This is a genomic window from Nocardia sp. NPDC051911 (assembly GCF_040681035.1).
Lineage (GTDB): Bacteria > Actinomycetota > Actinomycetes > Mycobacteriales > Mycobacteriaceae > Nocardia > Nocardia sichangensis.
In genome coordinates this window covers 48,954-73,622 of record NZ_JBFAXY010000026.1, presented here as the reverse complement: position 1 = coordinate 73,622, position 24,669 = coordinate 48,954, and the positions used below count along the sequence as shown (strand labels likewise).

The 24,669-nt window shown below is 69.6% G+C and carries 25 protein-coding genes and 1 pseudogene; 13 read left to right on the top strand and 13 right to left on the bottom strand.

What is annotated here, in order from left to right; genetic code table 11:
* Positions 1-256: 256 nt before the first annotated feature.
* Positions 257-1,255 (top strand): SMP-30/gluconolactonase/LRE family protein, encoded by a 999-nt coding sequence (locus tag AB0L97_RS27715; RefSeq protein WP_364435007.1) that lies wholly within the window; start codon positions 257-259, stop codon positions 1,253-1,255.
* Positions 1,256-1,291: 36 nt separating this feature from the next.
* A complete protein-coding gene (locus tag AB0L97_RS27710) occupies positions 1,292-2,539 on the top strand; it encodes an alpha/beta fold hydrolase (protein WP_364435004.1) in 1,248 nt (415 codons plus the stop codon).
* Positions 2,540-2,581: 42 nt separating this feature from the next.
* Here the strand turns inward: AB0L97_RS27710 and AB0L97_RS27705 are convergent, their stop codons facing one another.
* Positions 2,582-3,679: a hypothetical protein gene (locus tag AB0L97_RS27705; protein ID WP_364435001.1), complete on the bottom strand. Its 1,098-nt coding sequence runs from the start codon at positions 3,677-3,679 to the stop codon at positions 2,582-2,584.
* 339 nt (positions 3,680-4,018) lie between these two features.
* Here AB0L97_RS27705 and AB0L97_RS27700 point away from each other — a divergent pair, with 339 nt between their 5' ends.
* From AB0L97_RS27700 to AB0L97_RS27690, 3 genes are all read left to right on the top strand, one after another.
* Positions 4,019-5,338 (top strand): family 1 glycosylhydrolase, encoded by a 1,320-nt coding sequence (locus AB0L97_RS27700; RefSeq protein ID WP_364434998.1) that lies wholly within the window; start codon positions 4,019-4,021, stop codon positions 5,336-5,338.
* A gap of 95 nt (positions 5,339-5,433) precedes the next feature.
* Positions 5,434-6,255 carry a proteasome subunit beta gene (prcB, locus tag AB0L97_RS27695; RefSeq protein WP_364434995.1) on the top strand — a complete coding sequence of 274 codons (822 nt, stop codon included), beginning with the start codon at positions 5,434-5,436 and terminating at the stop codon, positions 6,253-6,255.
* 565 nt (positions 6,256-6,820) lie between these two features.
* Positions 6,821-7,600 (top strand): hypothetical protein, encoded by a 780-nt coding sequence (locus tag AB0L97_RS27690; protein WP_364434991.1) that lies wholly within the window; start codon positions 6,821-6,823, stop codon positions 7,598-7,600.
* On the opposite strand, the gene AB0L97_RS27685 is transcribed toward AB0L97_RS27690, so the two are convergent.
* Entirely contained in the window at positions 7,597-7,992 is a 396-nt protein-coding gene (locus AB0L97_RS27685) for a VOC family protein (RefSeq protein ID WP_364434988.1), read from the bottom strand. The two genes, AB0L97_RS27690 and AB0L97_RS27685, sit on opposite strands and share 4 nt — an antisense overlap.
* 63 nt (positions 7,993-8,055) lie before the next feature.
* Between AB0L97_RS27685 and AB0L97_RS27680 the strand changes: the two genes are divergently transcribed.
* Complete coding sequence (locus AB0L97_RS27680; protein WP_355078032.1) at positions 8,056-8,385, top strand: helix-turn-helix domain-containing protein; 330 nt, start codon at positions 8,056-8,058, stop codon at positions 8,383-8,385.
* Between the two features lie 22 nt (positions 8,386-8,407).
* On the opposite strand, the gene AB0L97_RS27675 is transcribed toward AB0L97_RS27680, so the two are convergent.
* Positions 8,408-9,706 carry an NtaA/DmoA family FMN-dependent monooxygenase gene (locus AB0L97_RS27675; protein WP_364434985.1) on the bottom strand — a complete coding sequence of 433 codons (1,299 nt, stop codon included), beginning with the start codon at positions 9,704-9,706 and terminating at the stop codon, positions 8,408-8,410.
* Positions 9,707-9,837: 131 nt separating this feature from the next.
* Complete coding sequence (locus AB0L97_RS27670; RefSeq protein WP_355078034.1) at positions 9,838-10,017, bottom strand: hypothetical protein; 180 nt, start codon at positions 10,015-10,017, stop codon at positions 9,838-9,840.
* A 240-nt stretch (positions 10,018-10,257) separates the two neighbouring features.
* On the opposite strand from AB0L97_RS27670, the gene AB0L97_RS27665 reads away from it, so the two are divergent.
* Positions 10,258-10,509, top strand: a complete 252-nt coding sequence (locus AB0L97_RS27665; protein ID WP_364434981.1) for a hypothetical protein — start codon at positions 10,258-10,260, stop codon at positions 10,507-10,509.
* A 12-nt stretch (positions 10,510-10,521) separates the two neighbouring features.
* Here the strand turns inward: AB0L97_RS27665 and AB0L97_RS27660 are convergent, their stop codons facing one another.
* On the bottom strand, positions 10,522-11,160 hold the full coding sequence (locus tag AB0L97_RS27660) for a TetR family transcriptional regulator (protein WP_364434978.1): 639 nt from the start codon (positions 11,158-11,160) through the stop codon (positions 10,522-10,524).
* Between the two features lie 61 nt (positions 11,161-11,221).
* On the opposite strand from AB0L97_RS27660, the pseudogene AB0L97_RS27655 reads away from it, so the two are divergent.
* The 3 genes and pseudogenes from AB0L97_RS27655 to AB0L97_RS27645 all read left to right on the top strand — a co-directional run bounded on the left by AB0L97_RS27655 (position 11,222) and on the right by AB0L97_RS27645 (position 13,326).
* Positions 11,222-11,823, top strand: a pseudogene (locus tag AB0L97_RS27655) (SDR family NAD(P)-dependent oxidoreductase).
* A complete protein-coding gene (locus AB0L97_RS27650; protein WP_364434976.1) occupies positions 11,820-12,323 on the top strand; it encodes a VOC family protein in 504 nt (167 codons plus the stop codon). The pseudogene AB0L97_RS27655 and the gene AB0L97_RS27650 overlap by 4 nt, the downstream one beginning before the upstream one ends.
* Before the next feature lie 127 nt (positions 12,324-12,450).
* Positions 12,451-13,326, top strand: a complete 876-nt coding sequence (locus tag AB0L97_RS27645; RefSeq protein WP_355078038.1) for a TIGR03619 family F420-dependent LLM class oxidoreductase — start codon at positions 12,451-12,453, stop codon at positions 13,324-13,326.
* Between the two features lie 13 nt (positions 13,327-13,339).
* On the opposite strand, the gene AB0L97_RS27640 is transcribed toward AB0L97_RS27645, so the two are convergent.
* The 5 genes from AB0L97_RS27640 to AB0L97_RS27620 all read right to left on the bottom strand — a co-directional run bounded on the left by AB0L97_RS27640 (position 13,340) and on the right by AB0L97_RS27620 (position 17,346).
* The gene (locus tag AB0L97_RS27640; protein WP_364434973.1) at positions 13,340-14,197 is read right to left on the bottom strand and encodes a fructosamine kinase family protein; all 858 of its coding nucleotides are present in this window, start codon (positions 14,195-14,197) and stop codon (positions 13,340-13,342) included.
* Positions 14,194-14,973 carry a helix-turn-helix transcriptional regulator gene (locus tag AB0L97_RS27635; RefSeq protein WP_355078040.1) on the bottom strand — a complete coding sequence of 260 codons (780 nt, stop codon included), beginning with the start codon at positions 14,971-14,973 and terminating at the stop codon, positions 14,194-14,196. The genes AB0L97_RS27640 and AB0L97_RS27635 overlap by 4 nt, the downstream gene beginning before the upstream one ends.
* A 155-nt stretch (positions 14,974-15,128) precedes the next feature.
* A complete protein-coding gene (locus AB0L97_RS27630; RefSeq protein ID WP_364434969.1) occupies positions 15,129-15,752 on the bottom strand; it encodes a hypothetical protein in 624 nt (207 codons plus the stop codon).
* A gap of 92 nt (positions 15,753-15,844) precedes the next feature.
* Positions 15,845-16,408 (bottom strand): helix-turn-helix domain-containing protein, encoded by a 564-nt coding sequence (locus AB0L97_RS27625; RefSeq protein WP_364434966.1) that lies wholly within the window; start codon positions 16,406-16,408, stop codon positions 15,845-15,847.
* Entirely contained in the window at positions 16,405-17,346 is a 942-nt protein-coding gene (locus tag AB0L97_RS27620) for an alpha/beta fold hydrolase (RefSeq protein WP_364434963.1), read from the bottom strand. Before AB0L97_RS27620 ends, AB0L97_RS27625 begins: the two co-directional genes overlap by 4 nt.
* 178 nt (positions 17,347-17,524) lie before the next feature.
* On the opposite strand from AB0L97_RS27620, the gene AB0L97_RS27615 reads away from it, so the two are divergent.
* The 3 genes from AB0L97_RS27615 to AB0L97_RS27605 are packed head-to-tail and all read left to right on the top strand — an operon-like array spanning position 17,525 to position 18,311.
* A complete protein-coding gene (locus AB0L97_RS27615) occupies positions 17,525-17,905 on the top strand; it encodes an inorganic diphosphatase (protein WP_364434960.1) in 381 nt (126 codons plus the stop codon).
* Between the two features lie 49 nt (positions 17,906-17,954).
* Complete coding sequence (locus tag AB0L97_RS27610) at positions 17,955-18,071, top strand: LPXTG cell wall anchor domain-containing protein (RefSeq protein ID WP_355078045.1); 117 nt, start codon at positions 17,955-17,957, stop codon at positions 18,069-18,071.
* Positions 18,072-18,080: 9 nt separating this feature from the next.
* Positions 18,081-18,311, top strand: coding sequence for a DUF6480 family protein (locus tag AB0L97_RS27605; RefSeq protein ID WP_355078046.1), 231 nt, complete (start codon positions 18,081-18,083; stop codon positions 18,309-18,311).
* Between the two features lie 67 nt (positions 18,312-18,378).
* On the opposite strand, the gene AB0L97_RS27600 is transcribed toward AB0L97_RS27605, so the two are convergent.
* The 3 genes from AB0L97_RS27600 to AB0L97_RS27590 form a co-directional block, all read right to left on the bottom strand.
* Positions 18,379-19,218, bottom strand: a complete 840-nt coding sequence (locus tag AB0L97_RS27600) for an SDR family oxidoreductase (protein ID WP_355078047.1) — start codon at positions 19,216-19,218, stop codon at positions 18,379-18,381.
* Positions 19,219-19,256: 38 nt separating this feature from the next.
* Positions 19,257-19,817 (bottom strand): hemerythrin domain-containing protein, encoded by a 561-nt coding sequence (locus tag AB0L97_RS27595; protein WP_355078048.1) that lies wholly within the window; start codon positions 19,815-19,817, stop codon positions 19,257-19,259.
* Between the two features lie 166 nt (positions 19,818-19,983).
* Complete coding sequence (locus AB0L97_RS27590; protein WP_364434953.1) at positions 19,984-24,588, bottom strand: cation-translocating P-type ATPase; 4,605 nt, start codon at positions 24,586-24,588, stop codon at positions 19,984-19,986.
* Positions 24,589-24,669 lie beyond the last annotated feature (81 nt).

Here is a 24,669-nt window from a genome sequence, read left to right as displayed (position 1 = left end):
CCGTTCCGCTCCGCGTAGTCGTCGCCGATCTCGGGCGCTCCCCTCCCCCTTCAATGCTGCTTTGGTCTATTTGGGTTGAGTGAGTCTGGCTGGGATGATGAGGATAACATTCGTAGATGCGCATATCTACGTATCGACATGGTGCTACGCAGTCCGTACGCATCCGTCCTTGGCACCTCCGCCTCCGCCCATAAGCGGTCCCCGACCGCGCACCGTTTCTCGGAGACCTCCGCACTCCCCCGGCTACCCTGATGCCATGCTCGCCTCGACCATGCAGCCGCAACGCTGGACACCACCGCGCTCCCCCGCACGAGCGCATCAAACTCGTAGTGCTCCACCTCTTCCCGACATCCGGCGCCTCGAGCTGCCTGGTGCCGGCCCGGAAGATGTCGTCCTCTCCCCCGACGGCAGGATCATCGCGGGCGTCGAAGGCGGTGCGGTCCTCAGCATCGATCCGGCGACCGGCGACGTCCGCGAACTCGCGAACACTGGAGGCCGCCCGCTCGGTCTGCACGCCGACGCCGACGGGCGCGTGCTGATCTGCGATTTCGAACGTGGACTGCTGGAGCTGGACGCCGAGGGCGGGCTGAACGTCCTGGTCGACGAAATCGACGGCGAGCGACTACGGTTCGCCAGCAATGTGGTGCGCGATGCCGACGGCACGATCTACTTCTCGGCGTCGTCGCGCCGGTACTCGCTCGACGAGTACATGGGTGACATCCTGGAGCACTCCGGCACGGGTCGCCTGTTCCGCCGGGACCCCGCGGGCAACGTGGAGACGCTCATCGACGATCTGCAATTCGCCAACGGCGTGGTCCTGGCACCCGATCGCTCCAGCGTGGTCGTCGCGGAGACCGGCGGCTACCGTCTCACGCGCTATTGGCTGACCGGCCCGAAGGCGGGAAAGCAGGAACGTTTGATCGAGAATCTGCCCGGATTCCCGGACAACCTCGGCCTCGGCAGCGACGGCCTGATCTGGATCACGCTTCCTTCGCCGCGTAATCCGTTGCTGGATCGCCTGCTTCCGCTGCCTGGCATTCTGCGGCGCATCGTGTGGACGCTGCCGAAGTGGGTGCAGCCGAAGCCTGCGCGGACGGTGTGGGTGCTGGCGGTCGATTTCGACGGCAACGTCGTGCACGACCTTCAGGTCGAGGGCACCGACTATTCGATGGTGACCGGCGTGGTCGAGCAGGACGGCGTGCTGTATCTGGGCAGTCTCACCGAGGCGGCGGTGGCCGTGTCGCGGGTGCCGTAGGGTTCATTTTTCAGTGCACACTTGTACACTGAGGTTGTGACGGAGGATGTGCCCCAGCGGCAAGCGGAGGTCAGGGCGCTGGCCCGGCTGGCCGGTGACGAACTCGGCGGTGCGGTCGACGGGATCGCGGCCGTGCACCGGGCGATCGCGCAGCGCGTGTTCGCGGCGGTGCGGTGGGGCGTGGGGCCTGCGGCGGCTCCGGTCGAGTTGATGCACGATGCGATCGCGGAGAGCGTCTACCGCGTGGTCGGTGGATCCGCGGTGGCGGCGGGCATGGTCGCGGAACGGGCAGCGGATCTGCCCGGCGTCGCACCGTCACGCACGGTGTACGGCTCGGGATTGCTGGCCGCGCTGCAGGGTTTGATCGGTGATGATCTCGAACGGACGCGGCCGATTCTGGCCGGGCCGATGACGTTCCGGATCGACGGCGCTCCCGTGCCCGCGGAGCTCGTCGGTGCGCGCGTTCAACGGCCCGCCGCGCACATCGTGGTGTTCTTGCACGGCTTGGTGGAAACCGAGCACGCGTGGGGTCTGGGCGGCGGGCCGACCTATGCCGAGCGTCTGGAGTCCGATACGGGATGCACGTCGTTGCAGGTCCGGTACAACACCGGTCTGCATATCTCGGAGAACGCGGCGCAGTTCAGCGAGCTGATGCAGGGCTTGGTCGACGGGTGGCCGGTGCCGATCGAGCGGGTGTCGCTGGTAGGTCATTCGATGGGTGGGTTGGTCGCCCGGGGTGCGTGCTTTGTGGCGAGTGAAGCCGGGGTGCCGTGGGTGCGGCGGGTGCGCCACGTGGTGTGCCTGGGTTCACCGCATATGGGCGCGCCGCTGGAGCAGTTGGTGCATTACGCGTCGGCGGCGCTGGTGCGGTTTCCAGAAACTCGTCCGTTCGGGCGGCTGTTGCGTCGCCGCAGCGCGGGTATCCGGGACCTTCGGGACGGCTCCCTGGTGGACGAGGATTGGCGTGATCTGGACGCCGATGCGCTGCGTCGCCGGGCGGTTCGGGAGGTTCCGCTGCTGCGGGACGCGGAGCATTATTTCGTTACCGCCACGGTCACGAGGAATTCGCGGCATCCGCTGGGGCGTGTGATCGGTGACGGGCTGGTTCTCACACCGAGTGGTGGGGGCCGGGCTCGGACCCGGCGCATCGGGTTCGATGTCGACAAGGGTATGCATGTCGCGTCGGCGCATCACTTCACGTTGCTCAATCACGCGGCGGTCTACCGCGCGTTGCGTACCTGGTTGGCCTCGGAATCGGCTGGGTCCGATGAAGTTTCTCGCTGAACTCCCGGCGGGGCAGGGCGTGGCCGTGCCCCGCCTCAGCGTTCAGAGAAGGTCTTCGGGGTCGGCGTCGGCTTCGAGGCGCACGTCTTCGGCGAAGCGGCTTTCGGTTTCGGCGTCGTCGTGCTCGGTGTGGGCGGCGTAGAGCAGCAGGCAGCCGCGGATACCGTCGAGGAGGTCTTCCAAGAGGTCGAGAGCGGGGCGGGCGGGGTCGAGTCGGCTGATGCGGAAGCTGGTGAGCATTGCTTCGCGGGTGTCGGCGTCGACGCCGAATCGGTGGGCTTGGGCTTCGATGTCGGCGACGCGGGCGACGAGGCTCCAGGGGGCCGGGACGCGGCCTTCGTGGACGGCCATCGCTTCGGCGATCAGGTCGAGGACGACTTCGGTCGGGGTCTCGCCTGCGGCGAGTCGTTCGAGGACGAGGGTGGGTGTCTCGACTTGGAGTGCTTCGATGTCGTCGGCTTCGGCGACGACATCGGTGGTGGCTACGTTCGCGGCCTCGCCTGCGACTTCGGCGGCGGCGTAGAGCCAGTGTGCCGCGGCGACGGAGGCGGAGGCGGGGTCGAGTTCGGTGAACAGTTCGATGCTGCCGAGTGGGTCGTTGCGCAGGAGTGCGTCGGCGGCGTGGACCTGGGCCGGGGATACGTCGGGGCGGGACAGTTCGACGGCTTGGCGGGCGCGGCCGGAGAGGTCGCCGCGTTCGGCGGATTCGATGGCTTCCTGTTCGGTGCGTACCTCGGCGGCGACGGTTTCGAGCAGGGCGGCGTGGTCGATGTCGTGCAGGGTGCGGCCGATGCGGTGGGCGGATTCGACGACGCCGCTGTAGGAGACGAGCAGTCCTTCGTCGGTGGGCAGGTGGGGATTGCGCAGTCCGGCTTCGACTTCTTTGAAGTTGCGGCGTTCTTCGGCGCGGCGCCATGCTTCGCTGTTGGGGACGTCGGGGTCGCCCGCGGCGCTGGCGGGGTGGGTGTAGGTGCGCCATTGGAACCGCGAGAGGGTGGTGAGGTTCGACGCCAGATCGGTTGCCTGGTCCGTGGTCACCTGCGGGGGCAGGGTGGCCACCGTCTGGGCGAGGTCGCCTCGTCCGGTCGCCCAGGTGGCGACGAGGGCGGCGCGGTCGGCATCGAATGCGTATCTGGTCACCTGGGCAAGTCTGGTCGATCGGCGGCGGATGCGCTCGGTCAATTGATTCGCTTGTGTGATGTTGTGCGGCGTTTCCTGGGGACGCGCTGGGCGGATGGGGCTATGACTGTCGATCATGGTGATCCGGGCGGCGGCTCTTCGGCAGCCGAGGCGGCGAGAACTATTGCGGCCGGGTCGAATACCGCGAGGTCGGCGAGTGCGGCGGAGGATGGTTCGCCGTGGGCGTGGAGTTGGCGCGGCGGTCGGGGTTGGGGTGGGCCCGGATTGTGACGGTTGTGGGATCTACGACACGCGAGTTCTTCCCCCGATCGCCAGCAATCTCACAGTTACGCTACGGCGATGCGTACACGCACTCACCGGCGCGGGTTCGCCGCGTTGTCGGCCGCTGCGGCGATGCTGATGGCTTCGGGGGTTTCCGCTGCTCAGCCGGGCCGGGAGTTGCCCGCGTTCGGTAGGGATTTCTTGTGGGGCGTGGCGTCGTCGGGGTTTCAGTCCGAGGGTCATGCGCCGGACAGCAACTGGTCGCGTTTCATCGCGTCGGGTGGGACGGCGGATCCGTATCTGGATTCGGTGGACTTCGCTCGCCGCTATCTCACCGATATCGATCTGGCGGCGCGGCTGGGTGTGCGGGTGTATCGGGTGGGTATCGAGTGGGCGCGGTTGCAGCCGGCGCCGCATGCCTGGGATGAGGCGGCGTTCGGGTTCTACGACGATGTGATCGCCCGGATCGTCGCGGCGGGGATGCGGCCGATGCTGACGTTGGATCACTGGGTGTATCCGGGGTGGGCGGTGGATCGGGGCGGGTGGCGCGATCCGGGCATGGTGGAGGATTGGCTGGCGAACATGCGCAAGGTGGTGCAGCGGTATGCCTCGCGTGATCCGCTGTGGGTGACGTTCAACGAGCCTGTGGCGTATGTCGGCACCGAGTTGCGCACGGGCGGGATCGGTGTCGATGAGGCGCCGGTGATGCTGGATCGGATCGCGCAGGCGCACAACGAGATCTACGACGTCATCCACGGTTATCGGCCGGGTGCTCAGGTGACCAGCAATCTGGGGTATGTGGCGGGTGCGGAGACGGAGGTGAATCAGCCGATCGTGGACCGGATTTCGGCGAAGTTGGACTTCATCGGTCTGGACTATTACTTCGCTCCGTTGCCGCAGACCGGGGAGGCGGCGCAGGGCGGTGCGGAGGGGGGTCCGCCGATGTGGGAGCTGCCGGTGCATCCGGAGGGTATCTACTACGCGTTGCGGCATTACGCGCGCCAGTTTCCGGGGCGGCCGCTGTATGTGGTGGAGAACGGGCTTCCGACGGAGAACGGGCAGGTGCGCCCGGATGGGTATACCCGCGCCGATCATCTGCGGGACACGGTGTATTGGTTGCAGCGGGCGAAGGCCGATGGGATGAATGTGGTCGGCTACAACTATTGGAGTCTGACGGACAACTATGAGTGGGGTTCCTACGCGCCGCGGTTCGGGCTCTATACGGTCGATGTGCTGACCGATCCGACGTTGGCGCGCCGCCCGACCGATGGGGTCGACGCGTATGCCCGGCTGATCCGCGCGGGTGGTGTGGCGCCGGATTATCGGCCGACGCGGGCTCCGGTTCCCTGTGTCCACATCGATGCGGCGGAGACCTGTGTCGGGGAGGATCCGGCCTAGCGCGGTTGTCGCCGGGTGGTGGTGGGGTTCCGGTAACGTCGGGCGGAAGTGCACGTGTTCGCGGGTGGGGCACGCTCCGCCCGGAGAGGTGATTCATGACGACCGATAGTCACCTGCCGCTCGGCTTGCGGTACCCGGCGGCGTCCTTCTCGGAGTATCTGCGCCGGTATGCGCCGCGGTTGTTGCCGGATCCGGATTTCGGCGGTGGCGCGAGTGGTGTCGCGCCGCACGGGACGACGATCGTCGCGATCGGTTATCGCGGTGGTGTGCTGGTGGCGGGTGATCGGCGGGGCACGATGGCGCATCTGGTGTCGACGCGCGATATGCAGAAGGTGTTCATCACCGACACGTATTCGGCGGCGGGTTTCGCGGGCACGGTCGGGGTGGCGGTGGAGATGATCCGGTTGTTCGCGGTGGAGCTCGAGCATTACGAGAAGATCGAGGGAGCGTCGCTGACGTTCGACGGCAAGGCCACGAAGTTGTCGGCGATGGTGCGGGCGAATCTGCCTGCGGCGCTGCAGGATATGGCGGTGATCCCGGTGCTGGTCGGCTACGACCCGGACGCTGCGGAGCCGGAGCGGGCGGTGCGGATCGTGTCGTATGACGCGGTGGGTGGTCGGCAGGAGGAGCGTTTCGGTTACACGGCGGTCGGTTCGGGGTCGGTGTTCGCGAAGTCGTCGTTGAAGAAGACCTATCACCGTGCGATCGATGCGGAGGCGGCGTTGCGTCTGGCGGTGCAGGCGCTATTCGACGCGGCCGATGACGATACCGCGACGGGTGGCCCGGATCTGTTGCGCGACATCTATCCGACCGCGGTGCTGGTCGATGCCGACGGCGCGGTGGAGGTGCCGGAGGAGCGTCTGGCGCGGATCGCCCGGGCGGTGGCGGATGCGCGTGCGGCCGCGGAGGGGCACTAGCGGCGGGATGTCCGCTTCGGGCGGTGCTGCGGGGAATGCGTTCGGGCGGCGGGGATTCGCGAATTTCCGGCCGTGTCGAGTTCGTGCCGCGTGAATTTTGTGACCGACGTCCTAGTGCTGTCTTGTTAAGCGTGTCACAGCAATCGGGGCGCGGCGCGTTGGGCATCGTTGCGGTGAAATCTGTGAATGTCGAGTTCAACGCCGTGCGCGAAAAGTTACTCGCCGGTTGGGTCACTCTTCGTCGGTAGGCCGTGGGAGCTGCGGCGATGCGTGGGAGATCGATCACGCTTGCCTGCTGTCGCGCAGCTGCTTACGGTGATTTTCGTCGATGGCCGATGATGCCCGATCGAATTACATCTTATCGATGTGCCGCGATATTCGGCTTCTGGGGCAATTCCACTGTTATTGCTCTGGGCGGCAGAGTTATTCATGCGGCACCGGCGAAACTGGAGCAATGGTACAACCAACCCCCTGGCAGGCAAGCAAAACGCGCGACCGTCGGAGCCGTGGCTCCGGAGGCACCGGACGCGGGGCGACGCCACCACGGGGTGTGGATTGGGGCTTCTTGTTCGCCGCGACCGCGAGCGCGGTCGGCTTCGCCTTGCTGTTCCAGCCGTGGCTTTCGGCGTCGGGTTCGGGTGGCGAGGCGCGCTCCGACGCGTTCGGCCGGGTGACCGGGGCGACCAATGGTTTCGACGAGTGGTCGGTGTCGAAGTTCCGTGACGTGAACATCAGCGGCGCCTGGGGTCTGCTGGCCGCGGCAGCGATGGTCGTCACCGTGTTCGCGGTGGTGGCGCAGCTGCGGTTGCGGACCCGCGGGTTCGCGCACCTGGTGGTCGGCTCCAGTGTGCTGGCGGCGATCGTGGTGCTGAGCGCCTTGCTGTACCTGGATGCCAGGGGGCCGGAATTGCGGATCCTGGTCGATCCGGGTGAAGGTCTCGGCGCGGGGTTGCTGCACCGTATCTTCGGCGAGGGCGGGTCGGGCAGCGGGGAACGGCGTATGGCCAGCGCCGGACTCACGCCCGTGGCGTTGGTCGCCGGCGTGCTGAGCTGCGCCGCCGCGGTGGCCGCGATCGCGCAGGGCGCTCGCCGCTACAGCCTCAGCCCGATGCGGGCCCTGTCGTGGTTGGTGACGCCGCCGCCCGCCGAGCCCGAGCAGCCCGCGGCCGTCGCGGCGGCGCCGCGGCCGGCGGTACAGCCGACGCCGGACGCCGCCGAGCGGCTGCTGTGGGACGAACTGGTCTTCGATGACGACTTGGTCGCCAACGTCACGTGGGTGCGGAACACGAACCCGCCGCGGCCGGAAACCTCAGGGCATCGGTCGACGCCGGTCCTCACCCGCTAGCGCCCGATGCTGTGGTCCGGTCCCAGTACGCGCGCTCGTGTCTCGGGCGACCACTGCACATATTCCAGCTCGGCTCCGTCGGCATGCCGGACGTAGACGAATGTCCCGGTGGCGCTGGTGAGTGGTCCTGCGATGAGTTCAGCGCCGCAGTCGGTCACCGTCCGCAGCAGAGCGTCGAGATCATCGACGATGACCGGGCCGACGGTGGTCCGGTAGCGCTCGACATCGTCCGGGTGGCCCGCGATGAGCAGGAAGTCGCCGACGGCGGCGAGTTCGGCGCGCTCGAAGCCGAAACGGAGATCGGCCGTCGCTCCGGCCAGCCGTTCGTAGGTCGGCAGGGCGGTGTCGAGGTCGGTGACGAAGACTCTGGCATAGGTTTTCAGGATGCGCACCGGTCCGACGCTAGGCGCGGATCGGCACGACCGGCAGTACGCACTCGAAGGTGAGTGGTGAGGGTGTCCGAGACCGAGGAGCAGCAGGCCAGGGCGGTCGCCCGGCGTGTTTTCGCGGCGCTGTCGACGAAGTGGGCGTTGCGGGTGCTCGAGGAGATCGGGGACGGCGAACGCCGTTTCGGCGAGTTGCATCGGTCGATCGAGGGCGTGAGCTACAAGATGCTGACCGAGACACTGCGTTCGCTGGAACGGGAGGGTTTGGTCGCGCGGCGCGATCACCACACGGCCAATCCTCGGGTGGAGTATTCCCTCACCCCTGCGGGAGACGAGTTGCTGCGGCTGGTGCACGGTATGTGCGCGTGGTCGCGCGCCCATCTCGCCGAGTTGATGTGACAGCGGCTGCGTGCCGCACGTGTCAGTCCGGTAGCGGGGGTAGTTCGAGGTTTTCGCGGAAGGTCGCGCCGACGTAGTCGGAACCGGTGATGCCGCGGCGGCGTAGTTCGGGCAGCAGTCCGTTGACGACGAAGTCGCGGGTGCGTTCGTCGGCGAGTCCGCCGAGGGAGATCACATCGAGAACGCCTGCGTCGTAGCGTTCTTCGATCGCGTCGGCGAGTTGTTCGGGGGTGCCCGCGACGGCCCAGTGGCCGGTGTCTTTGGCGGCGATGATCAGCTCTCGCAATGTCTTTCCCGACCGTGCGAAGTTGCTGAAGATCTCCACGCGGCCGCGTCGGCGGTGCACGGAGGCCACGTCGGGGAGCACGTTGTCCGGGAGGGGCTTGTCCAGCGGCAGGCCGGACAGGTCGACGCCGCCGCCGAGCATGTCGGCGAGGGCGGCGCGTCCCGCTTCGAAGTCGGTCGCCTCGGCCCGTTCCCGCGCGAGGCGCTTCGCTTCGGCTTCGGTGGCGCCGTAGGTGGCGTGGAACGAGCTCATGATCAGCGGCAGGCCTTCGGCGCGGCCGAGTTCGCTCGCGCGTGCGCGAATGCGTTTGGTGTAGGTGACCGCGTCTTCGAGCGTCGGCAGTGAGGTGAACACGACCTCGGCGAATCGCGCGCCCAGTTCGATGCCGCCCGCCGATTGCCCGGCCTGGAATTGCACGGGTCTGCGCTGCGGTAGGGGCGGGATGTTCAGCGGTCCACGGACGGTGAAGTACCGCCCGGCGTGATCGATGGGCCGCACGCGGGTGGCGTCCAGGATCGCGCCGCCGCGCCCGTCGGGAGTCAGCGCGCCGGACTGCCAGCTGTCGAACAGGGCGTTGACCACCTCGAGGGATTCGGTGGCGCGGGCATACCGGTCTTCGGGGCTCGGCAGATCCTGGTCGCCGTAGTTCTCCTCCCCCACCGAGGAAGTCACCGCGTTCCATGCCGCGCGGCCGTTGCTGATGTGGTCGAGGGTGCCGAAGAGCCGGGCGAGGTTGTAGGGGTGGTGGAAGGTGGTGGTCACCGTGGCGATGAGGCCGACGTGCGAGGTGACGGCGCTCAGCGCGGACAGGAAGATCAACGGTTCCTGGGCGCCGATGGCGCCTTGTGCGCCGAAACTGAGCAGGTCGGCGGCGAAGAGGGCGTCGAATTTGTGTTGTTCGGCGATTTTCGCGATCTCGATCGATGACGCGATCGTCGTGGCGGACGGATCGATGGCCGCCGCGTACACGCTGACCGCACCGCTGACTCCCGTGACGGTCTTCAGGGGCCGTCGTCGCCCACCAACTTTGCCCATTGCGGCGACGCTACCGGTGCGCACCGCTGTCGTAACGGGTTGCGATCAGCGAGATGTTTTCTGTCCGAGCGGAATTTGCGGGGCGGTGCCACAGAGGTGATGTGGCATGGCTTCGTACACCGGGGCCGATCCTAGGCCTGTTCTCGCCCGTCGCCGTGGTCCTCGGCGGGTGTCCGGTCCGCGCGCGGCACCCGTACCACTCCGGTGTCGAGATCGATGTCGAACCGCGGTGTATGGGTCTGCCCGTCGCTGTCCTCGCTGCCCTCATGGTTCAGCTTCTTGCCAGGAAACAGCTCCCCGATGACGCCCATACGATCACCATACGCGCGAGCGGTATCCGACCGAGTCCGGCACGGCGCATCCCCGCCGATGGCGTTCGGTCGACGAGTGCGGACGTGATCGCCAGGCGATAGCGGTCGAACGGTTCCGTTTCGGCGACCGAGGGGCTGAGGCTCGGTTAGCATCATGTTCTGCTCCGATCGGCCGAGGACCGCGGCACGGGGAGCGCTGGGCGACCGATACAGGAATCGAACGACAGATCGGCCTACCGAATGGAATACGACGCCGACCTCGCCCAGGCTCGGGTCTTCTTGGAGTTGCTGGCCCGGCAGGCCCGGACGTTGGCGCGGGACATCGAATCCACTTACCGCCACGATCCCGCCGCGCGGCACGCGCTGTACAGCGAATTGTGCGTGGTGCGCCGCTATATCGACCGGCTGCACCGACGGTTCCCCGATACCGCGGGGCCGCAAGTGCGTCGGCAGCTGGTCGTCGCCCCGGGTACACGGCCGGTGCTGGGTTGAGGGGTGCCGTTGTCAGTGCCCCGGCGCGGTGGCCGTGCGCTCGGGGACGGGCACGGTGAGCATGGCGACGATCATGTCCACGATCTCCGCGGCGTCCCCGGGGTGGGCGGTGCGCACCCCTGCTTCCAGGGTGCGTTCGTAGTCGGCGATCAACGCGAACATGACGGTGGCCATGGTTTCCAGGCGTTGCCTGCGCAGCCGCCGCGGCAGGGCGGTCAGCGCGGCGTCGAGGCGGGTGGCGATGATGCGGACGGCGGCGCGGTCGGCGTCGGCGAGACGGTGCGCGTCCGCCACGACGGGATGGGTGCGTACCGCTTCCAGGAACCGGCCCAGATGGGTCACCCGGTCGTGGCCGAGCAGTTCGAGGATCGGGGTCGCGAGCATGGCGACGAGGGTGTGCACGTCGTTGGTGCGGCCGTCGGCCTCGTGGGCGGCCAGCAGCTGCATGCGCCGCTGTTCGAGCCAGTTCATCCGGCGCTCGACGATGGCCTCGATCAGTCCGGTGCGCGAATCGAAGTAGTAGTGCACGGCGGAGTTGTTGCGCTGGCCCGCGGCGGCGGCGATGTCGCGCAGCGGCACGTCGAGGCCGCGTTCGGCGATGAGGCGTTCTCCGGCGTCGAGCAAGGCGGTGCGCGATTCGTCGCTCGGCATGCACGCACTCTACTAAACACGAGTATTGACGATGTTAAACACAGATGATTAATTAAACGGCGTGGATAATGTGGCGGTGGTCACCGGTGCCGCGTCCGGCCTCGGCGCCGCGCTGTGCCGCCTGTTGGCCGCGCGGGGCGTCGCGGTGGTCGCCGCCGACATCGACGCCGCCGGGCTGGTCGGGCCGGCCGCCGATACCGCGATCCACACCCAGGTCGTCGACGTCTCCGACGACGACCAGATGCGCCGCTTGGTGCACGGCGCCGTGGCCGAGCTGGGGCTCCACTGATGCGCGCGCAGGGCTCCGGCCACATCGTCAACGTGGCGTCGCCGGCCGGATTGACGCCGGTGGCGCCGTCGGCCGCGTACGCGATGACCGAGCACGCGGTGGTCGGGCTCAGCACCGCGCTGCGCGTGGAAGCGGCCGCCGCCGGTGTCCGCGTGAGCGTGGCCGTGCCCGGCGGGGTCGCGACCGACATCGTCGATTCCGGGATCGACCTGCCCGGGTACTCCTATCGCGAACCGTTGCGCCGGACGCCGATCGGGATGACCGGCTCCGAACGGGCCGCGCGGCACATCCTGCGTGGCATGCGGAAGAACCGGCCCTACATCGCACACCGGTGGTGTCCGGGTCTGCTGAGCCGTCTCGGAGGCCGCCGATGATCACAGGCGGCCCGATCTTCCAATTGTGCTGGGTGGTGGGTGATCTGGCTTCGGCTCGTGAGACGTTCACCACCCGGTACGGAGTCGGTGAATGGTTCACCATTCCGGAGGTCCACTTCGGGCCCGATGCGGCCGAATTGCGCGGGGCGCCGGCCGATTACACGATCGGTGTGGCGCTCGGTTATGCGGGTGGCCAGCAGTTGGAGCTGATCGAGCCGCGTGGCGGGGTGAGCCTGTACGCCGAGCATCTCGATCGGGTCGGCCCCGGACTGCATCACGCCGCGTGGGTGCCCGAGGACTACGACGCCGCGCTCGCCGAGGCCGCCGCGGCCGGTATCGAGATCACCGCGCGCGGCCGGTTCGATGGCGTCGGGATGGAGTTCGCCTATCTCGAGGGCGGGCCGATCGGCTCGCACATCGAACTGCTGCGGTTGTCACCGCAGATGCGAGCGCTGTTCGACCATTTGATTCCGGAAGGATTCACCAACCCATGGCAGTAGGCGGCGACCCACGGCAGTCCGCGATGCCGTCGCGGCGCCACGGTCGCGCCTGCGGCAGTTCCCCTCACGTCTCGGCAACCGCCCGGGACCCGCGCGGCGCGCTCGACGCGCCAGGAAGGCAGGCACCATGCGTTTCACCTACGCCGAGACGATGACCGACCCGTCGTATTACCTCGCTCTGGCCAAGGCCGCCGAGGAGGCGGGCTACACCTCCATGGCGGTCGCCGACAGCGTGGCGTACCCGAAGGAGTCCGACGCGAAATATCCCTACACCCCCGACGGGAACCGGGAGTTTCTCGAGGACAAGCCGTTCGTCGAGGCATTCGTGCTCAGCGCGGCGATGGCGGCGGTGACCACCACGCTGCGGTTCACGCCGTTCGTGCTGAAGCTGCCGATTCGCCCGCCCGTGCTGGTGGCCAAGCAGGCCGCGTCGGTGGCCGCGCTGAGCGGCAACCGGTTCGGGCTCGGTGTCGGCATCAGCCCGTGGCCGGACGATTTCGAGATCATGGGGGTGCCGTTCGACAAGCGCGGCGCGCGGATGGACGAATGCATCGACATCGTGCGCGGACTTTCGGCAGGCGGGTACTTCGAATACCACGGGCAGTTCTACGACATTCCGCCGATCAAGATCAGCCCGGTGCCGACCGAACCGGTACCGATCCTGATCGGCGGCCACAGCAGGCCCGCGTTGCGCCGGGCCGCGCAGCGCGGCGACGGGTGGATGCACGCCGGTGGCGACGGCGCCGAATTGGACCGGCTGCTGGGCGAATTGGACACGTTGCGCGCGGAGTACGGCACCCGCAAGGACTTCGAGGTGCACGTCATCTCGCTGGACGGTTTCACTGTCGACGGGATCAAACGTCTCGAGGACAAAGGGGTCACCGATGTGATCGTCGGCTTCCGGCTCCCCTACACCACCGAACAGGACACCGAGCCGCTGGAGACCAAGATCGCCAACCTGTCCCGCTTCGCGGAGAAGGTCATCGCCCGGGTCGACGGGTGACGCCGGGTGCGGGTCAGGACCCTAGCGCGGCGGCGGCCGCGGCGAGGGTCCGCGCTCGGTAGCCCGCGCCGAACAGCGCGACGTGCACCAGCAGCGGATGCAGCTGGTGCAGCGGCGTGCGGGTGCGCCATCCGTCGGCCAGCGGGTGGGTTTCGTGGTAGGCGGCGCGGATACGGTCCAGGTGCGGAGCGCCGAAGAGGGCGAGCATGGCCAGATCGGTCTCGCGGTGGCCCGCGTGCGCGGCGGGGTCGACGAGCATCGCCCGTTCCCGCGTCCACACGATGTTGCCCGACCAGAGATCGCCGTGGATGCGGACCGGTGGTTCGGCGGGGCCGGCCAGCTCATCGATGCGATCGATGACGCGTTCGATCAGGCGGGTGCCGTCGGCGCCGAGCGCCGCCGACGCCCGAGCGAGGTAGGGCGCGAGGCGCTGCTCGGCGTACCACCGCGACCACGGGCCGTCGGTCGGGGTGTTGGGCAGTGGCAGGCTCGCGATCCAGCCTTCCCACGGGGCCCCGAACTGCTCGGCGCGGGCGGCGTGCAACGCGGCCAGTTCACGGCCGAATCGCTCGGCGGCCGCTGGGGTGGGTCCGGTCTCCTCCAGCCAGGGCAGCACCAGGGTCCGGTCGTCGGCGGCCAGGACCTGCGGCAGCAAGGCCCCGGCCGGGTCGGGCGCGGTGGCGCGCAGCCAGGACAGGCCCGCAGCTTCGGCCGCGAAGACGGATGTCGGCTCGGCCGAAGCCTTCACGAAAACGGTTCTGCCGTCGGCTGTTTCGGCGCGGTGCAGCGTCCACGCGTGGCGGGCGCCGAGATCGGTGACGGCGCGGACGGGCGCGTCCAGCAGGGCCGACAGCTGGGCCGCGCGGCTCACCGGGCGCCCGCGGTGAGCCGTTTCATGGTGTCCTCGTCGGCGGGGAAGAACGACTCGATGGCCAGTTCGGCGACGGTGACGTTCATCGGGGTGCCGAACACCGTCGTGACGCTGAGGAAGGACAACTCGTTGCCGTCGTGCTCGATCCGCAGCGGCACCACCGCCTGGTCGGGTTCGGGCACGGTGAGCTCCACTTCGCCACCGGGGTAGGACCGCAGCTCCTCGAGCAGGTCGGCCAGGTCTCTGGCGCCGGTGACCTCTACTTGGCGCGTCAGACGGGCGAGGATGTGGCCACGCCATTCGGCGAGGTTGCGGATGCGGCCGGCCATGCCGTCGGGGTGCAGGCTCAGCCGCAGCGCGTTCACCGGCGGTTTCGTCAGTGCCGGATCGATGTCCGCGATGAGCACGGCCACGCCGCTGTTGGCGTCGATCATCGTCCAGTTCTGGTCGATGGCCAGCGCGGGGTAGGGCTCGTGGCCCGCGAGGATCTGGCGCATGGCGCCGCGGACGGCGTTCATGGCCGGAGTGTCCAGACCGGGCTGCGCGTAGGCGGGCGCGTAGCCCGCGGCCAGCAGGACGCGGTTGCGTTCGCGCAACGGGATCTCCAGATGCTCCGACAGGTGCACGATCATGGTGCGGCTCGGGGTGGCGCGCCCGGTTTCGATGAAGCTCAGGTGCCGCGCCGAGGTGTCGGCCCGTCCGGCCAGCTCCAGCTGGCTGAGCCTGCGTTCCAGGCGCCAATGTCGCAGCAGGTCACCTGCCGTTGGGGTAGTCACGCCCCGATCCTACGAACGGCCGGCCGTCGCGGCCATTACCTCTCTGGTAAGGGCCGCCGATACCTGCGGCGTCCCGGCCGTTCCGGTCGCCGTGCCCGCGCGGGAACACGAATGTCCGGCCGGAAGCGTGTGCTCCGGCCGGAACTCGGGCGCTGTCAGGCCATTTCGGGGACGCGCAGATGCGCGAACGCCAGCTCGAACTCCCCGACCTCGAGCACGTTGGCGCCGACCCGCTGAGTCGCCGCGCTCCTGATCCGAGTGCTGTGCTCGCGGGTGGCGTCCATCGCCTCGCGAGTCGCCCACACCATCGCGCCCACCCCTCGGCCGCTGTCCCGGTCGACGAACAGGCTGGCGCTGCAGAATCCGTCGAGCGTCTCGATCTGCGGCAGCACTTCCATCCGGAACGTGTCGATCAGGCGCTCGACCTGCCCCGGGTCGACCTGCACCCAACTGCACCTGGCGCAGGCGGCGTCGCCGGCGGGATGGTCGCGGTGCATCGCCGCGATGTCCCATTCCTCGACGCGCTCCACCTCGCCGCCGAGTCGGCGGGCCAGGCCGTCGCGCAGTTGCTGGGCCCGTCCTCTGCTGGCATGCAATGCCTCCTGCGATTCCCACGAGGTCGTAGCGATGCAACGTCCCGTCGACCGGTTCACCAGCAACGACATGCCGACCCACCCCTGCAGCTCCGGCAGATTCGACATCACTTCATCGCGGAGGTATGCGATCCCGTCGTCCATCGATGACGGCTGGGCCGCGATTGTGCTGGAACGTGCGTACACGGGCCACCTCCCGAATGCTCATGGCGGCGCCCCGGTGGCGCCACCGGACATACTCACCTTCCTCCAGCCCACGCCCACAAGCAATGCCTCGGCTACCGTTCGGCTACCCCGTTGCGGCGGTGTCCGGTGGCCAGGCGTACCAAGGCCGCACGCAGGTCCGGGCGGGTCCGCGAGGCGGTCAGCTCCGCGAGCGCGATATCGGCGATCGCGGCCACGATCAGCGTCGCGACCGGTTCCGGGTCCGCCCACCCGGCGGCGGCGAGATCGTCCGTGATGACCAGCGCGGCTTGCCGATTGCGCGCCGCGACCTGCTCACCGAGGCCCGCTTCGGAGCGCGCCTGGATCAGCAGCGCCTTCGTCGCCGGCTGGGCCAGGCAGCCGTCGAGGTAGGCGTGCATACCCGCGGTCAGCCGCTCGATACCCGGCGGCGTGCCGGAGACGGTGTCCAGCACCTGGGCGAACAAGTCCTCGTGGAAAGCGTGGTGCAGCGCTCGGATGTAGTCTCCGCGGCTGGACCAGTGCTGATAGAAGCTGCCTTTGGCCATGTTCGCCTGCGCGACGATCGCGTTCACCGACAGTTTGGCCAGATCCGCCTCCCCCAGCAGGGTGCGGCCCGCGTGCAGCAGTGCCTTGCGGCCGGGCTCGGCCGACCTCACGACCCGGCCACCGAGGTGAGCGGTCCGACGATCGGCGCGACCACCGGGCATTCCACCGACCGGGCGTGCTCGGGATCCAGCGCGTCGAGCACTTCGCGCACCGCGACCGGATCGGAGGTGAGCCCGTAGTGTTCGGAGTAGTCGGTGGCGCACAGGTCCTGCAGCACGATGTTGCGGGCGTTCGGCCCGTCGAGCATGCCGGTGGTGTAGGGCGTGGCGATCTCGTCGTAGCGGCTGACGATGCTGACGAACTGCACATCGGGCACCAGCCGGGCGTCCGCTTTCAACTCCCGCAGAAACGGCGAGTCCGGCGACATCTGGCAGGGGCCGCAGTCGGCGATGGCGTCCGCGGTGCCCGGCAGATCCCGCAGGGGCTTCGCCGCGGTGTCGGCGCCGCTGAGCGTCGACCCGTGATAAGGAGCGCCCAGCCCGATGTGGCGTGCGACCTTTCCGGCGCCGCCGAGGTGGTGGAAGTAGTAGAACGGCACCGCACCGCCCATCGAATGCCCCACGACATCGACCTTCGCCGCGCCGGTGGCGGCGAGGACGCGGTCGATGAACGCTCCGATCTGGCGGGCGCTCTCGGGGACCGGCGCCACCGCGCCCAGCGCCGGACCGAACGCACCGGTGCCGTAGGTGGTGGTGTACACGCAGTAACCGGCGGCCGCCAGCAACGGCGACAGGGTCTGCCAGCTCACCGTCTCGTTGCCCAGGCCGTGCAGCAACACCACGGGATTCGGATGTGCGGCACCCGGGTGACAGGTCCAATCGTTGGCTCCCGGCGGGGGCGCCCCCGGCGCCGCCAGCTGCGCGGCCAACCCCGCCAGATAGCTGTAGGGAACGCTCGCGGGCTCCTGCGCCCCGGCGACGGGCGCGGCTCCCAGGAGGCACACCGCGGCGGTGGCCGTCGATGCGGCAAATCGAAGCAAGGTTCGCACCTGCTACTCCTTCACTGAACACGCTATGACCGACCGGTCGGTCATAGCGTACAGGTGTCGCGGCCGGGCGGGAAGGGCGAAGCGGAGCGCCCGATCGACCGGCCTGCCGCCGCCCGGTGTGATGCTCCGTCGTGGCTCGCGCGCCACGGCATGATCGATCTGCCGTAGCCTGGGGCGGGTGACCGATCCGGTGAAACTCGAGGACTCCGAATCGCTGCGGTTGGCGCGTCTATTCCTCGGCCGCACAGTGGATCTGGTCATCGACCGCCCGTACGGCAGCCACCATCCGCGATGCGGATTCCGCTATCTCGTCAACTACGGATACGTTCCGCTCACCCGCGCCCCCGACGGACAAGAACTCGACGGGTATTTCCTCGGACCGTCCGAACCTCTGGTCTTCGCCCGCGGACGCTGTGTGGGGATCATCCACCGGTTCTACGACGATGACGACAAGCTGCTCGTCGTCGCGGACGGCAGCCCCGCGCTCGACGACGCGGTGATCGCCGACGCCGTCGAGTTCCAGGAGACCGCCGGTCACTACGTGATCATCGGCAGGTGACCGGCAGCCCCTCTCGATTGGGCACGCCGATACCGGGTAGGCCCCTGCCATGGAACTGTTGGTGATTCTCGGACTCGCGGTGCTGGTCGGCGCGGTGATCCTGTATCGCAAGAGGTCCGGCAAACGGCCCGACGCACCCGAGGCACCCGGAAACGACGGCGAGTAGGGAGCGGCTATGAACGCGATGGACCCCGACCCCGCGAAAACTCCCGACCTGGAACCCGGCGGCGGGGTGTCGCCCGGCGCCACACCACCGGACACCCCGCAGACGTCCGGTCTGTCCGCGCCGGAGCCGAGCACCCGACACCACTTCCCGGTCACCGGCGTGCTGGCGATGCTCATCGGGGCGCTGGTGATCCTGCTGTTCGTCGCCGTCGCGGTCGGGCTCGTGGTGACGATGCTGTGACCCGCCGCCACCGGCGGTCGGCCGATCCGGGAGATCGGCCGACCGTGGGGCTATCGCGCGCCGAGGGTCACAGGATCGGCCTGCCGCCGGTGACGGCGATCCGAGCGCCCGAGACATAGCTGCCGTCGTCGGAGGCCAGCATGACATAGGTGGGCGCCAGTTCGGCCGGTTGACCGGCGCGGCCCAGCGGGGTGTCGTCCCCGAAGTGGGTGACCTTCTCCACCGGCATGGTGGACGGGATCAACGGAGTCCAGATCGGTCCCGGCGCAACGCTGTTGACCCGGATCCCGCGCTCACCCAGTAACTGCGCGAGGCTGGCGGAGAAGTTCGCGATGGCGGCTTTGGTCGCCGCGTACGGAGCCAGGGTGGGCGAGGGCATGTCGGAATTCACCGAAGAGCTGCCGATGATCGACGACCCCGGCGGCATGTGCGGCAGCGCCGCCTTCACCAGGTAGAAGTAGGCGTTGATGTTCAGCTTGACGGTGTGCTCGAACTCCTCGTCGCTGATCTCTTCCAGGGTCTCGTGCGTCATCTGGAACGCCGCGTTGCTCACCAGGACGTCGATCTTGCCGAATTCCCGCACTGCCCGGTCGATGACGGCGCGGCAGTGGGCGGCTTCGGACAGGTCGCCGGGCACGAGCACGGCTTTGCGTCCGGCCTGCGTCACCAGATCGGCGACTTCCTTCGCGTCCTCGTCCTCGTCGAGGTAGGAGATCAATACGTCCGCGCCTTCACGCGCGTAGGCGATCGCCACCGCCCGCCCGATGCCGCTGTCGGCGCCGGTGACGACTGCGGCCTTGCCGGTCAGTTTGCCGGAACCGCGGTAGCTGTCCTCACCGCAATCCGGCACCGGAGTCATCTTGGCCTGGATACCGGGGACTTTCTGCTGCTGCTCGGGAAACCCCATGTCGGTCCTCCTTCTGGCGTTTCGGGGCTGTGGGTGGTTCAGCTGTCGTGCTGGCGGCGCCAGTCGCGCACCGCGTCGCGGGCCCGGTCGAACAGCGCCAGCGGCGGGCCCGCCGCCAGGTTCGCGAGCGCGGACTCCCCCGCGTGCGGGTGCGGCCGGGTGGGCGCCACGGCCTCGGCGGCCCGCAGCGATCCGGCCATCCGCTGGAGCTGGCTGCTGGAGAACTGGGCGCGCAGCAGAGCGAATTCCTCGGCCTCCTCGTGCGCGGCGTGCTCGTCCACCGCGTCGGCGAATTCGGCGAGCCGGGCATCGAATTCGGGATGGTCCACCCCGAGGTCGTAGAGGTCGGCCAGCGCGCGTTTGGCCGCGTTCTCCTCCTCCAGCCGCGGTTGCACGATGTCGGCGTCGGCGCCGAACCGGGCCCGTCCGGCGACCGGATGCACGACCTCCTCCTCGGCGCTCTCGTGCACGGCCAGCAACCGCACCAACTCGGTGAACAAGTCCTGTTTCCCGTCGTTACCCGACTTCAGTCGCGCCAGCAGCGTGCGGATCTCCTCGTGCTGGGCGGTGAGCAGGTCGACGACATCCTGGTCGGTCATCGCAACACTCGTTTCTGTTGTCGTGGAATGCGTTCGTGGGCTCAGGTTTTCGTGCCCTGGGCGACCGGCCGCCGGGTCGCCGCGCGGACCGGGGATCATGTGCCCGTGGCGAGGCCCGTCGCCCGGCGGGTACCCGGGCGGACGGACGCCAATCAGCGCGCCGCTGCTACTCCGATTCCGGTGGGGGCAGCAGCCGCGGAACCAGCACCGCGGCGACGGTGGCGGTCGTCGCGCAGGTGGTCGCGATCCCCCAGCCGACCGGATCCAGCGGGCGGCAACCGAAGTAGCCGCACAGTCCCGGTGTCATCACCACCGCGCCGAGCACCGCACCGCTGGCGGCCGTGGTGAGCCACACCAACGGGCTGCGGTAACCGGAGACCAGCGTCTGACCCAGCTGTGTGCCGATGAGCGCGACCAGGCCGATGGTGGCGGCGCGGCGCTGCGTGCCGGTCATCCGGCCGAGGGTCCAGGCGACCGAGGCGCTGGTGGCCGTGGCCACGCCGCGCACGCCGAGCGTGTGCAGCAGGTCGGGGCCCAGGCGCGCGGGCGGCAGTTCGGCCAGCCGCTCCGCCGCGCGCTGCGCTTGGGCCTGCGGGTCGTCGGTGTCGTCGGGATCGACCGCGTCCCGTTCCCGCGACAGCGCCAGCGCCATGGCGGGGAACATGTCGGTGAGCATGTTCACCAGCAGGAACTGCCGGGTGCCCAGCGGCGCCTGGCCGCTGACGGCGGTGCCGTACAGCGTGAAGGCGACCTCGCCTGCGTTGCCGCCGACCAGCACGCCAACGGCGTCGGTGACCCGCTGCCACATGCCGCGGCCTTCGACGAGGGCGTGCAGCAGCACCAGGGGGTCGGGATGGGTGAGCACCATGTCGGCGGCGTTGCGGGCGGCGACCGAACCCTGTGCGGCCAAACCGATTCCGACGTCGGCGGTGCGGATCGCGGCGGCGTCGTTGCTGCCGTCGCCGGTCATCCCGACCACGTGTCCCGCGCGGCGCAGCGCCGCCACGATGCGCACCTTGTGTTCCGGGCTGACGCGAGCGAACACCGTGCTCTGTTCGATCAGTTCCGCACGCGCCGTCTCGTCCAGACGGTCGAGATCCGCGCCGGTCACCACCTCCCCCGCCTCGATGCCGAGCTGGCGGGCCACCGCCGCCGCGGTCACCGGGTGGTCGCCGGTGATCATGCGGACGCTGATTCCGTTGCGCTGCAACGCGGTGACCAGCGGCACCGTCTGCGGGCGCGGGGCGTCGGCGAGGCCGATGAAGCCGAGCAGACTCAGTTCGGCGACCGCCGCCTCGACGTCGTCGGGTTCGGTCGGCAGGTCGCGCCGGGCCACCACCAGCACCCGCAAGCCCTGCTCGGCCAGATCGCGAACCACCTGTTCGGCGCGTTCACGCAGGCGGCCGTCGAAGGGATGGTCGGTCTCGTCGATCCGCACGCCGGTGCAGCGCGAGAGCACCACCTCGGGGGCGCCCTTCACGATCAGCCGCAGTTTGCGGGAGGTGTGGCCGAGGGTGGCGGCGTAGCCGCGGTTGGATTCGAACGGGATCTCCTCGATCGCGTCCCAGCGGCGGGGGTCGTCGCCGAGCGCCTCGGCCGCGGCCTCGACCACCGCGCGGTCGGTGGCGTGCACGATCGGGCCCTCGGCGGGATCGGGGCAGGCGCGGGTCGCGGCCCGCAGCAGGCGGTGCGCGTGCTCGCAGTCGGCATCGGCGGGCCACTGCTCGTCGAGATCGGCGAGTGTGGTCAGGCGCAGCCGCCCCTCGGTGAGGGTGCCGGTCTTGTCGAAGCACAGGGTGTCCACCCGGCCCAGTGCCTCGACGGTGCGGCTGGCGCGCACCAGCACGCCGTGTCGCGACAGCCTGCGGGCGGCGGCGAGCTGAGCGACCGTGGCCACCAGCGGCAGTCCTTCGGGGACCGCGGCGACCGCGACCGCCACGCCGTCGGCGATCGCGGTGCGCAGCGGCCTGCCGCGCAGCATGCCCAGTCCGGTCACGATGCCGCCGCCGCTGAGCGTCAACGGCAGGGCCCGGTCGGTCAGGCGGCGCAATTGCGCCTGCACACCGGCCTTTTCCGGCGGGATGGCACCGGCGGCGGCGCGGCCGGCCTGGGTGTCGTGACCGACGGCCACGACGATCGCTCGCCCGGTGCCGTTGACCACGGTGCTGCCTTCGAAGACCATGCAGGCGCGCTCGGCCAGCGCCCGGCCCGGGGTCGCCGCGACCTGTTTCTCGACGGTGATCGATTCGCCGGTGAGGCCGGATTCGTCCATTTCCAGATCGTCCGCGCGCAGCAGCCGGGCATCGGCGGGGACCACTTCCCCGGCTCGCAGCACGATCACGTCGCCGAGTTCGAGGAGGTCGGCGGGCACCAGGTGCTCGCGCGGTTCGGCGGTGTCGAGGTCGGCGCGGTCGATCACGCGGGCGCTGAGCTGCTCGCCTTCGAACAGGCGGAACAGCGCGTTCTCCGCGCGCTGGCGCTGCCAGGCGGAGACCAGCGCGTTGACGCCGAGCACCGACGACAGCAGCACCGCGTCCGACGGCGCGCCGAGCACCGCGGTGGCGACCGCGCCGACGCCGAGGATCGGGGTGAGCGGATCGGCGAGTTCCCGGCGCAACTGACCGGCGAACGACGCCGCCGCCGCGATGACGCTCACGCCGGGGATGCGGGCGACCGCGCCGGGCCGGGCGCGCTCGGGCACCGCGAGCGGCCGCGGCAACCGGCTCAGCACCTCTTGGGGTTCGAGGGCGTGCCAGGGCAGCAACGGTGCGAGCGTGGCCGGTGGGGCGGTGCGCGCCGAACGCCATCCGGTGTAGGCGCCGGTGAGCAGACCGGTGTAGTGGGCGGCGGTCATGGGCGACGAGCGGCCCGCGCTGTCCGGGGCGACCGCGAGCAGCAGACCGCCCAGCGCCGCGCCGGACAGGGCCAGTGATCGGCCGCGTTCGCTCACCTGACGGGCCGGAGCGACGGCGGCGAGGACGCGGTCGGCCTGTGCGAGGTCGCGGCAGACCGCGTCGGCGGTCCACGGCATCTGCAGCGCGTTGTCCTCCCGCACGGCCAGACCGATCGCGACGTCGGCGTGGGCCAGCGCCTTGTGCGCGCGGGGACTCAACACGGCGACGACGTGACCGTCCTGCTGCAGAGCGCGCACCAGCCCGCTCATCGATGTGGACGGGGAGACGAATTCGTCGGCCATGGACCGCAACTCGGCGGCGTCGGCGCTCGCGGCGAGCGTCACGCGCAGGCCCGCGCTGCGCGCCCGGCCCAGCAGCGCGTATGCCCGCCGGTCGAGTTCCCGGCCGACCAGGACCCGCCCGACCGGTGTTCCGTTGTCGTGGAGTTCGCGCCACACTGGGCGGCGCGTCACACCGTCGTCGGGTTTTCCGGTCGCGGGGTGCACCAGTCTGCGGTGGCCGCCGGCCGACAGGTAGCGGCCGGTGTGGTCGGGCTGCGCGTCGTCGCGGCTTTCGCCGGTCTCGTGCTCCCACAGCAGCCGCTGGCTCGCGCTCCATACCTCGGCGACCGACCATCTCGGGTCGCTCGCTTCGGCCTCGAGGACCAGACGCCGTGTGGTCAGCAGCGATTCTCCATCGATGACCAGCGCCGACAGTCGGTCCAGCCGCCGCCACACCCGCGGGTGCAGCGTCAGCACACCCGCGCGGCCCAGCATCGTGGAGACCAGCGCGCCGTAGGCCTCGCGGCTGGCCCGCGCCGCCTTGGGGGCTCCGAGTTCCAGTGCGTCGGCCGCGCCGAACAGGCCACGTCCGCCGAGGACGGAGGTGACCGCGCCCGCCAGCGCACCCGCGGCCGTTTCGTCGGCAACCCGTTCGATCGGGCCCTGCGGCATGTCGACCACACGGTCGGGCGGGGTCAGCGGGTCGCACACTTCCGCTGGGCGGCGGTCGATCTCGGCCTCCCAGTCCTGCCATTGCACGTAGCGGGTGAGCGATTCGGTCAGCGTGAAACCGCGGTGCACCGCGTCGATCACCAGATTCGCCGTGCCCGCCGCCGCACTGTTGCCCAGGGCGTTGCCGATCGCGTTCGCCGTGGTCAGCACCAGATCGGTCCGTGGACGGCCGAGCTGATCCTCGAGCCGTTTGCGGAGGCGGGGCTGGGTGTCGACGAAGGCGGCGGCGGCGCGCAACACACGGGCGGGTCCGCGCAACGGCAGCACGGCGCTCATGGCGGACAACCCGATCGCGCACACGTCGCCCGCGACCTGGATCCCGGCCGCCAGCAGCGGTTCCCGGTCCCCCGGGTGCTCGCAGCCGCGACTCCAGTCCAGATCGCCGACCGCGGTATCGGTCTCGACGGATTCGATGGCCGACACCAGGGCGGGCAGGTCGGCCGCACCGTGCTCGAGAGCGGCCACGACGCGGCCGGTCACCGCGTTCACTCGCCACCAACGCACATCGCGGCGGCGGTCCAGCGTCCGGTGCAGCGCCTCGGTGATGTCTCCGCTCCTGCCGGAGTCCAGGCCGCGCACCTCCACGGTGACCCGGTCCTCGTTGAGCGCCACCCGGCGCCGGGAGCGCAGCGCGTGCGGGTCGATCAGCGCGGCCAACTCGCCGCGCAACTCCTCGTTACTGCCCAGATTCAGCAGCGACACGCCTGCCCGTGCGCCCGCTGCCACCGCCTGCACCGGCGCCTGCGCCGCCTTCATTCCCACATCGACGGCCTTCTCCACGCTCGCGCGGGCCATCTCCGCCGCAACGGAGGTCGGCGCCTCGAGCCACCACGGTGAGACGACTCCGCGTAGTAAGAAGCTCATACACGGCAGCTACCCAGGCATGCGCAGAGCAAACCGTCCGCGGCCGCGGTGCGGGCACCGCGGCCGGGTCCGGTGCGGACC

Coding starts and splice junctions, on each gene's coding strand:
- AB0L97_RS27665 (WP_364434981.1), top strand. CDS start 10,258: ATGGAATACGACGCCGACCTCGCCCAGGCTCGGGTCTTCTTGGAGTTG.
- AB0L97_RS27600 (WP_355078047.1), bottom strand. CDS start 19,218: ATGGGGTTTCCCGAGCAGCAGCAGAAAGTCCCCGGTATCCAGGCCAAG.
- AB0L97_RS27645 (WP_355078038.1), top strand. CDS start 12,451: ATGCGTTTCACCTACGCCGAGACGATGACCGACCCGTCGTATTACCTC.
- AB0L97_RS27595 (WP_355078048.1), bottom strand. CDS start 19,817: ATGACCGACCAGGATGTCGTCGACCTGCTCACCGCCCAGCACGAGGAG.
- AB0L97_RS27700 (WP_364434998.1), top strand. CDS start 4,019: ATGCGTACACGCACTCACCGGCGCGGGTTCGCCGCGTTGTCGGCCGCT.
- AB0L97_RS27675 (WP_364434985.1), bottom strand. CDS start 9,706: ATGGGCAAAGTTGGTGGGCGACGACGGCCCCTGAAGACCGTCACGGGA.
- AB0L97_RS27590 (WP_364434953.1), bottom strand. CDS start 24,588: ATGAGCTTCTTACTACGCGGAGTCGTCTCACCGTGGTGGCTCGAGGCG.
- AB0L97_RS27670 (WP_355078034.1), bottom strand. CDS start 10,017: ATGGGCGTCATCGGGGAGCTGTTTCCTGGCAAGAAGCTGAACCATGAG.
- AB0L97_RS27605 (WP_355078046.1), top strand. CDS start 18,081: ATGAACGCGATGGACCCCGACCCCGCGAAAACTCCCGACCTGGAACCC.
- AB0L97_RS27610 (WP_355078045.1), top strand. CDS start 17,955: ATGGAACTGTTGGTGATTCTCGGACTCGCGGTGCTGGTCGGCGCGGTG.
- AB0L97_RS27715 (WP_364435007.1), top strand. CDS start 257: ATGCTCGCCTCGACCATGCAGCCGCAACGCTGGACACCACCGCGCTCC.
- prcB (WP_364434995.1), top strand. CDS start 5,434: ATGACGACCGATAGTCACCTGCCGCTCGGCTTGCGGTACCCGGCGGCG.
- AB0L97_RS27650 (WP_364434976.1), top strand. CDS start 11,820: ATGATCACAGGCGGCCCGATCTTCCAATTGTGCTGGGTGGTGGGTGAT.
- AB0L97_RS27660 (WP_364434978.1), bottom strand. CDS start 11,160: ATGCCGAGCGACGAATCGCGCACCGCCTTGCTCGACGCCGGAGAACGC.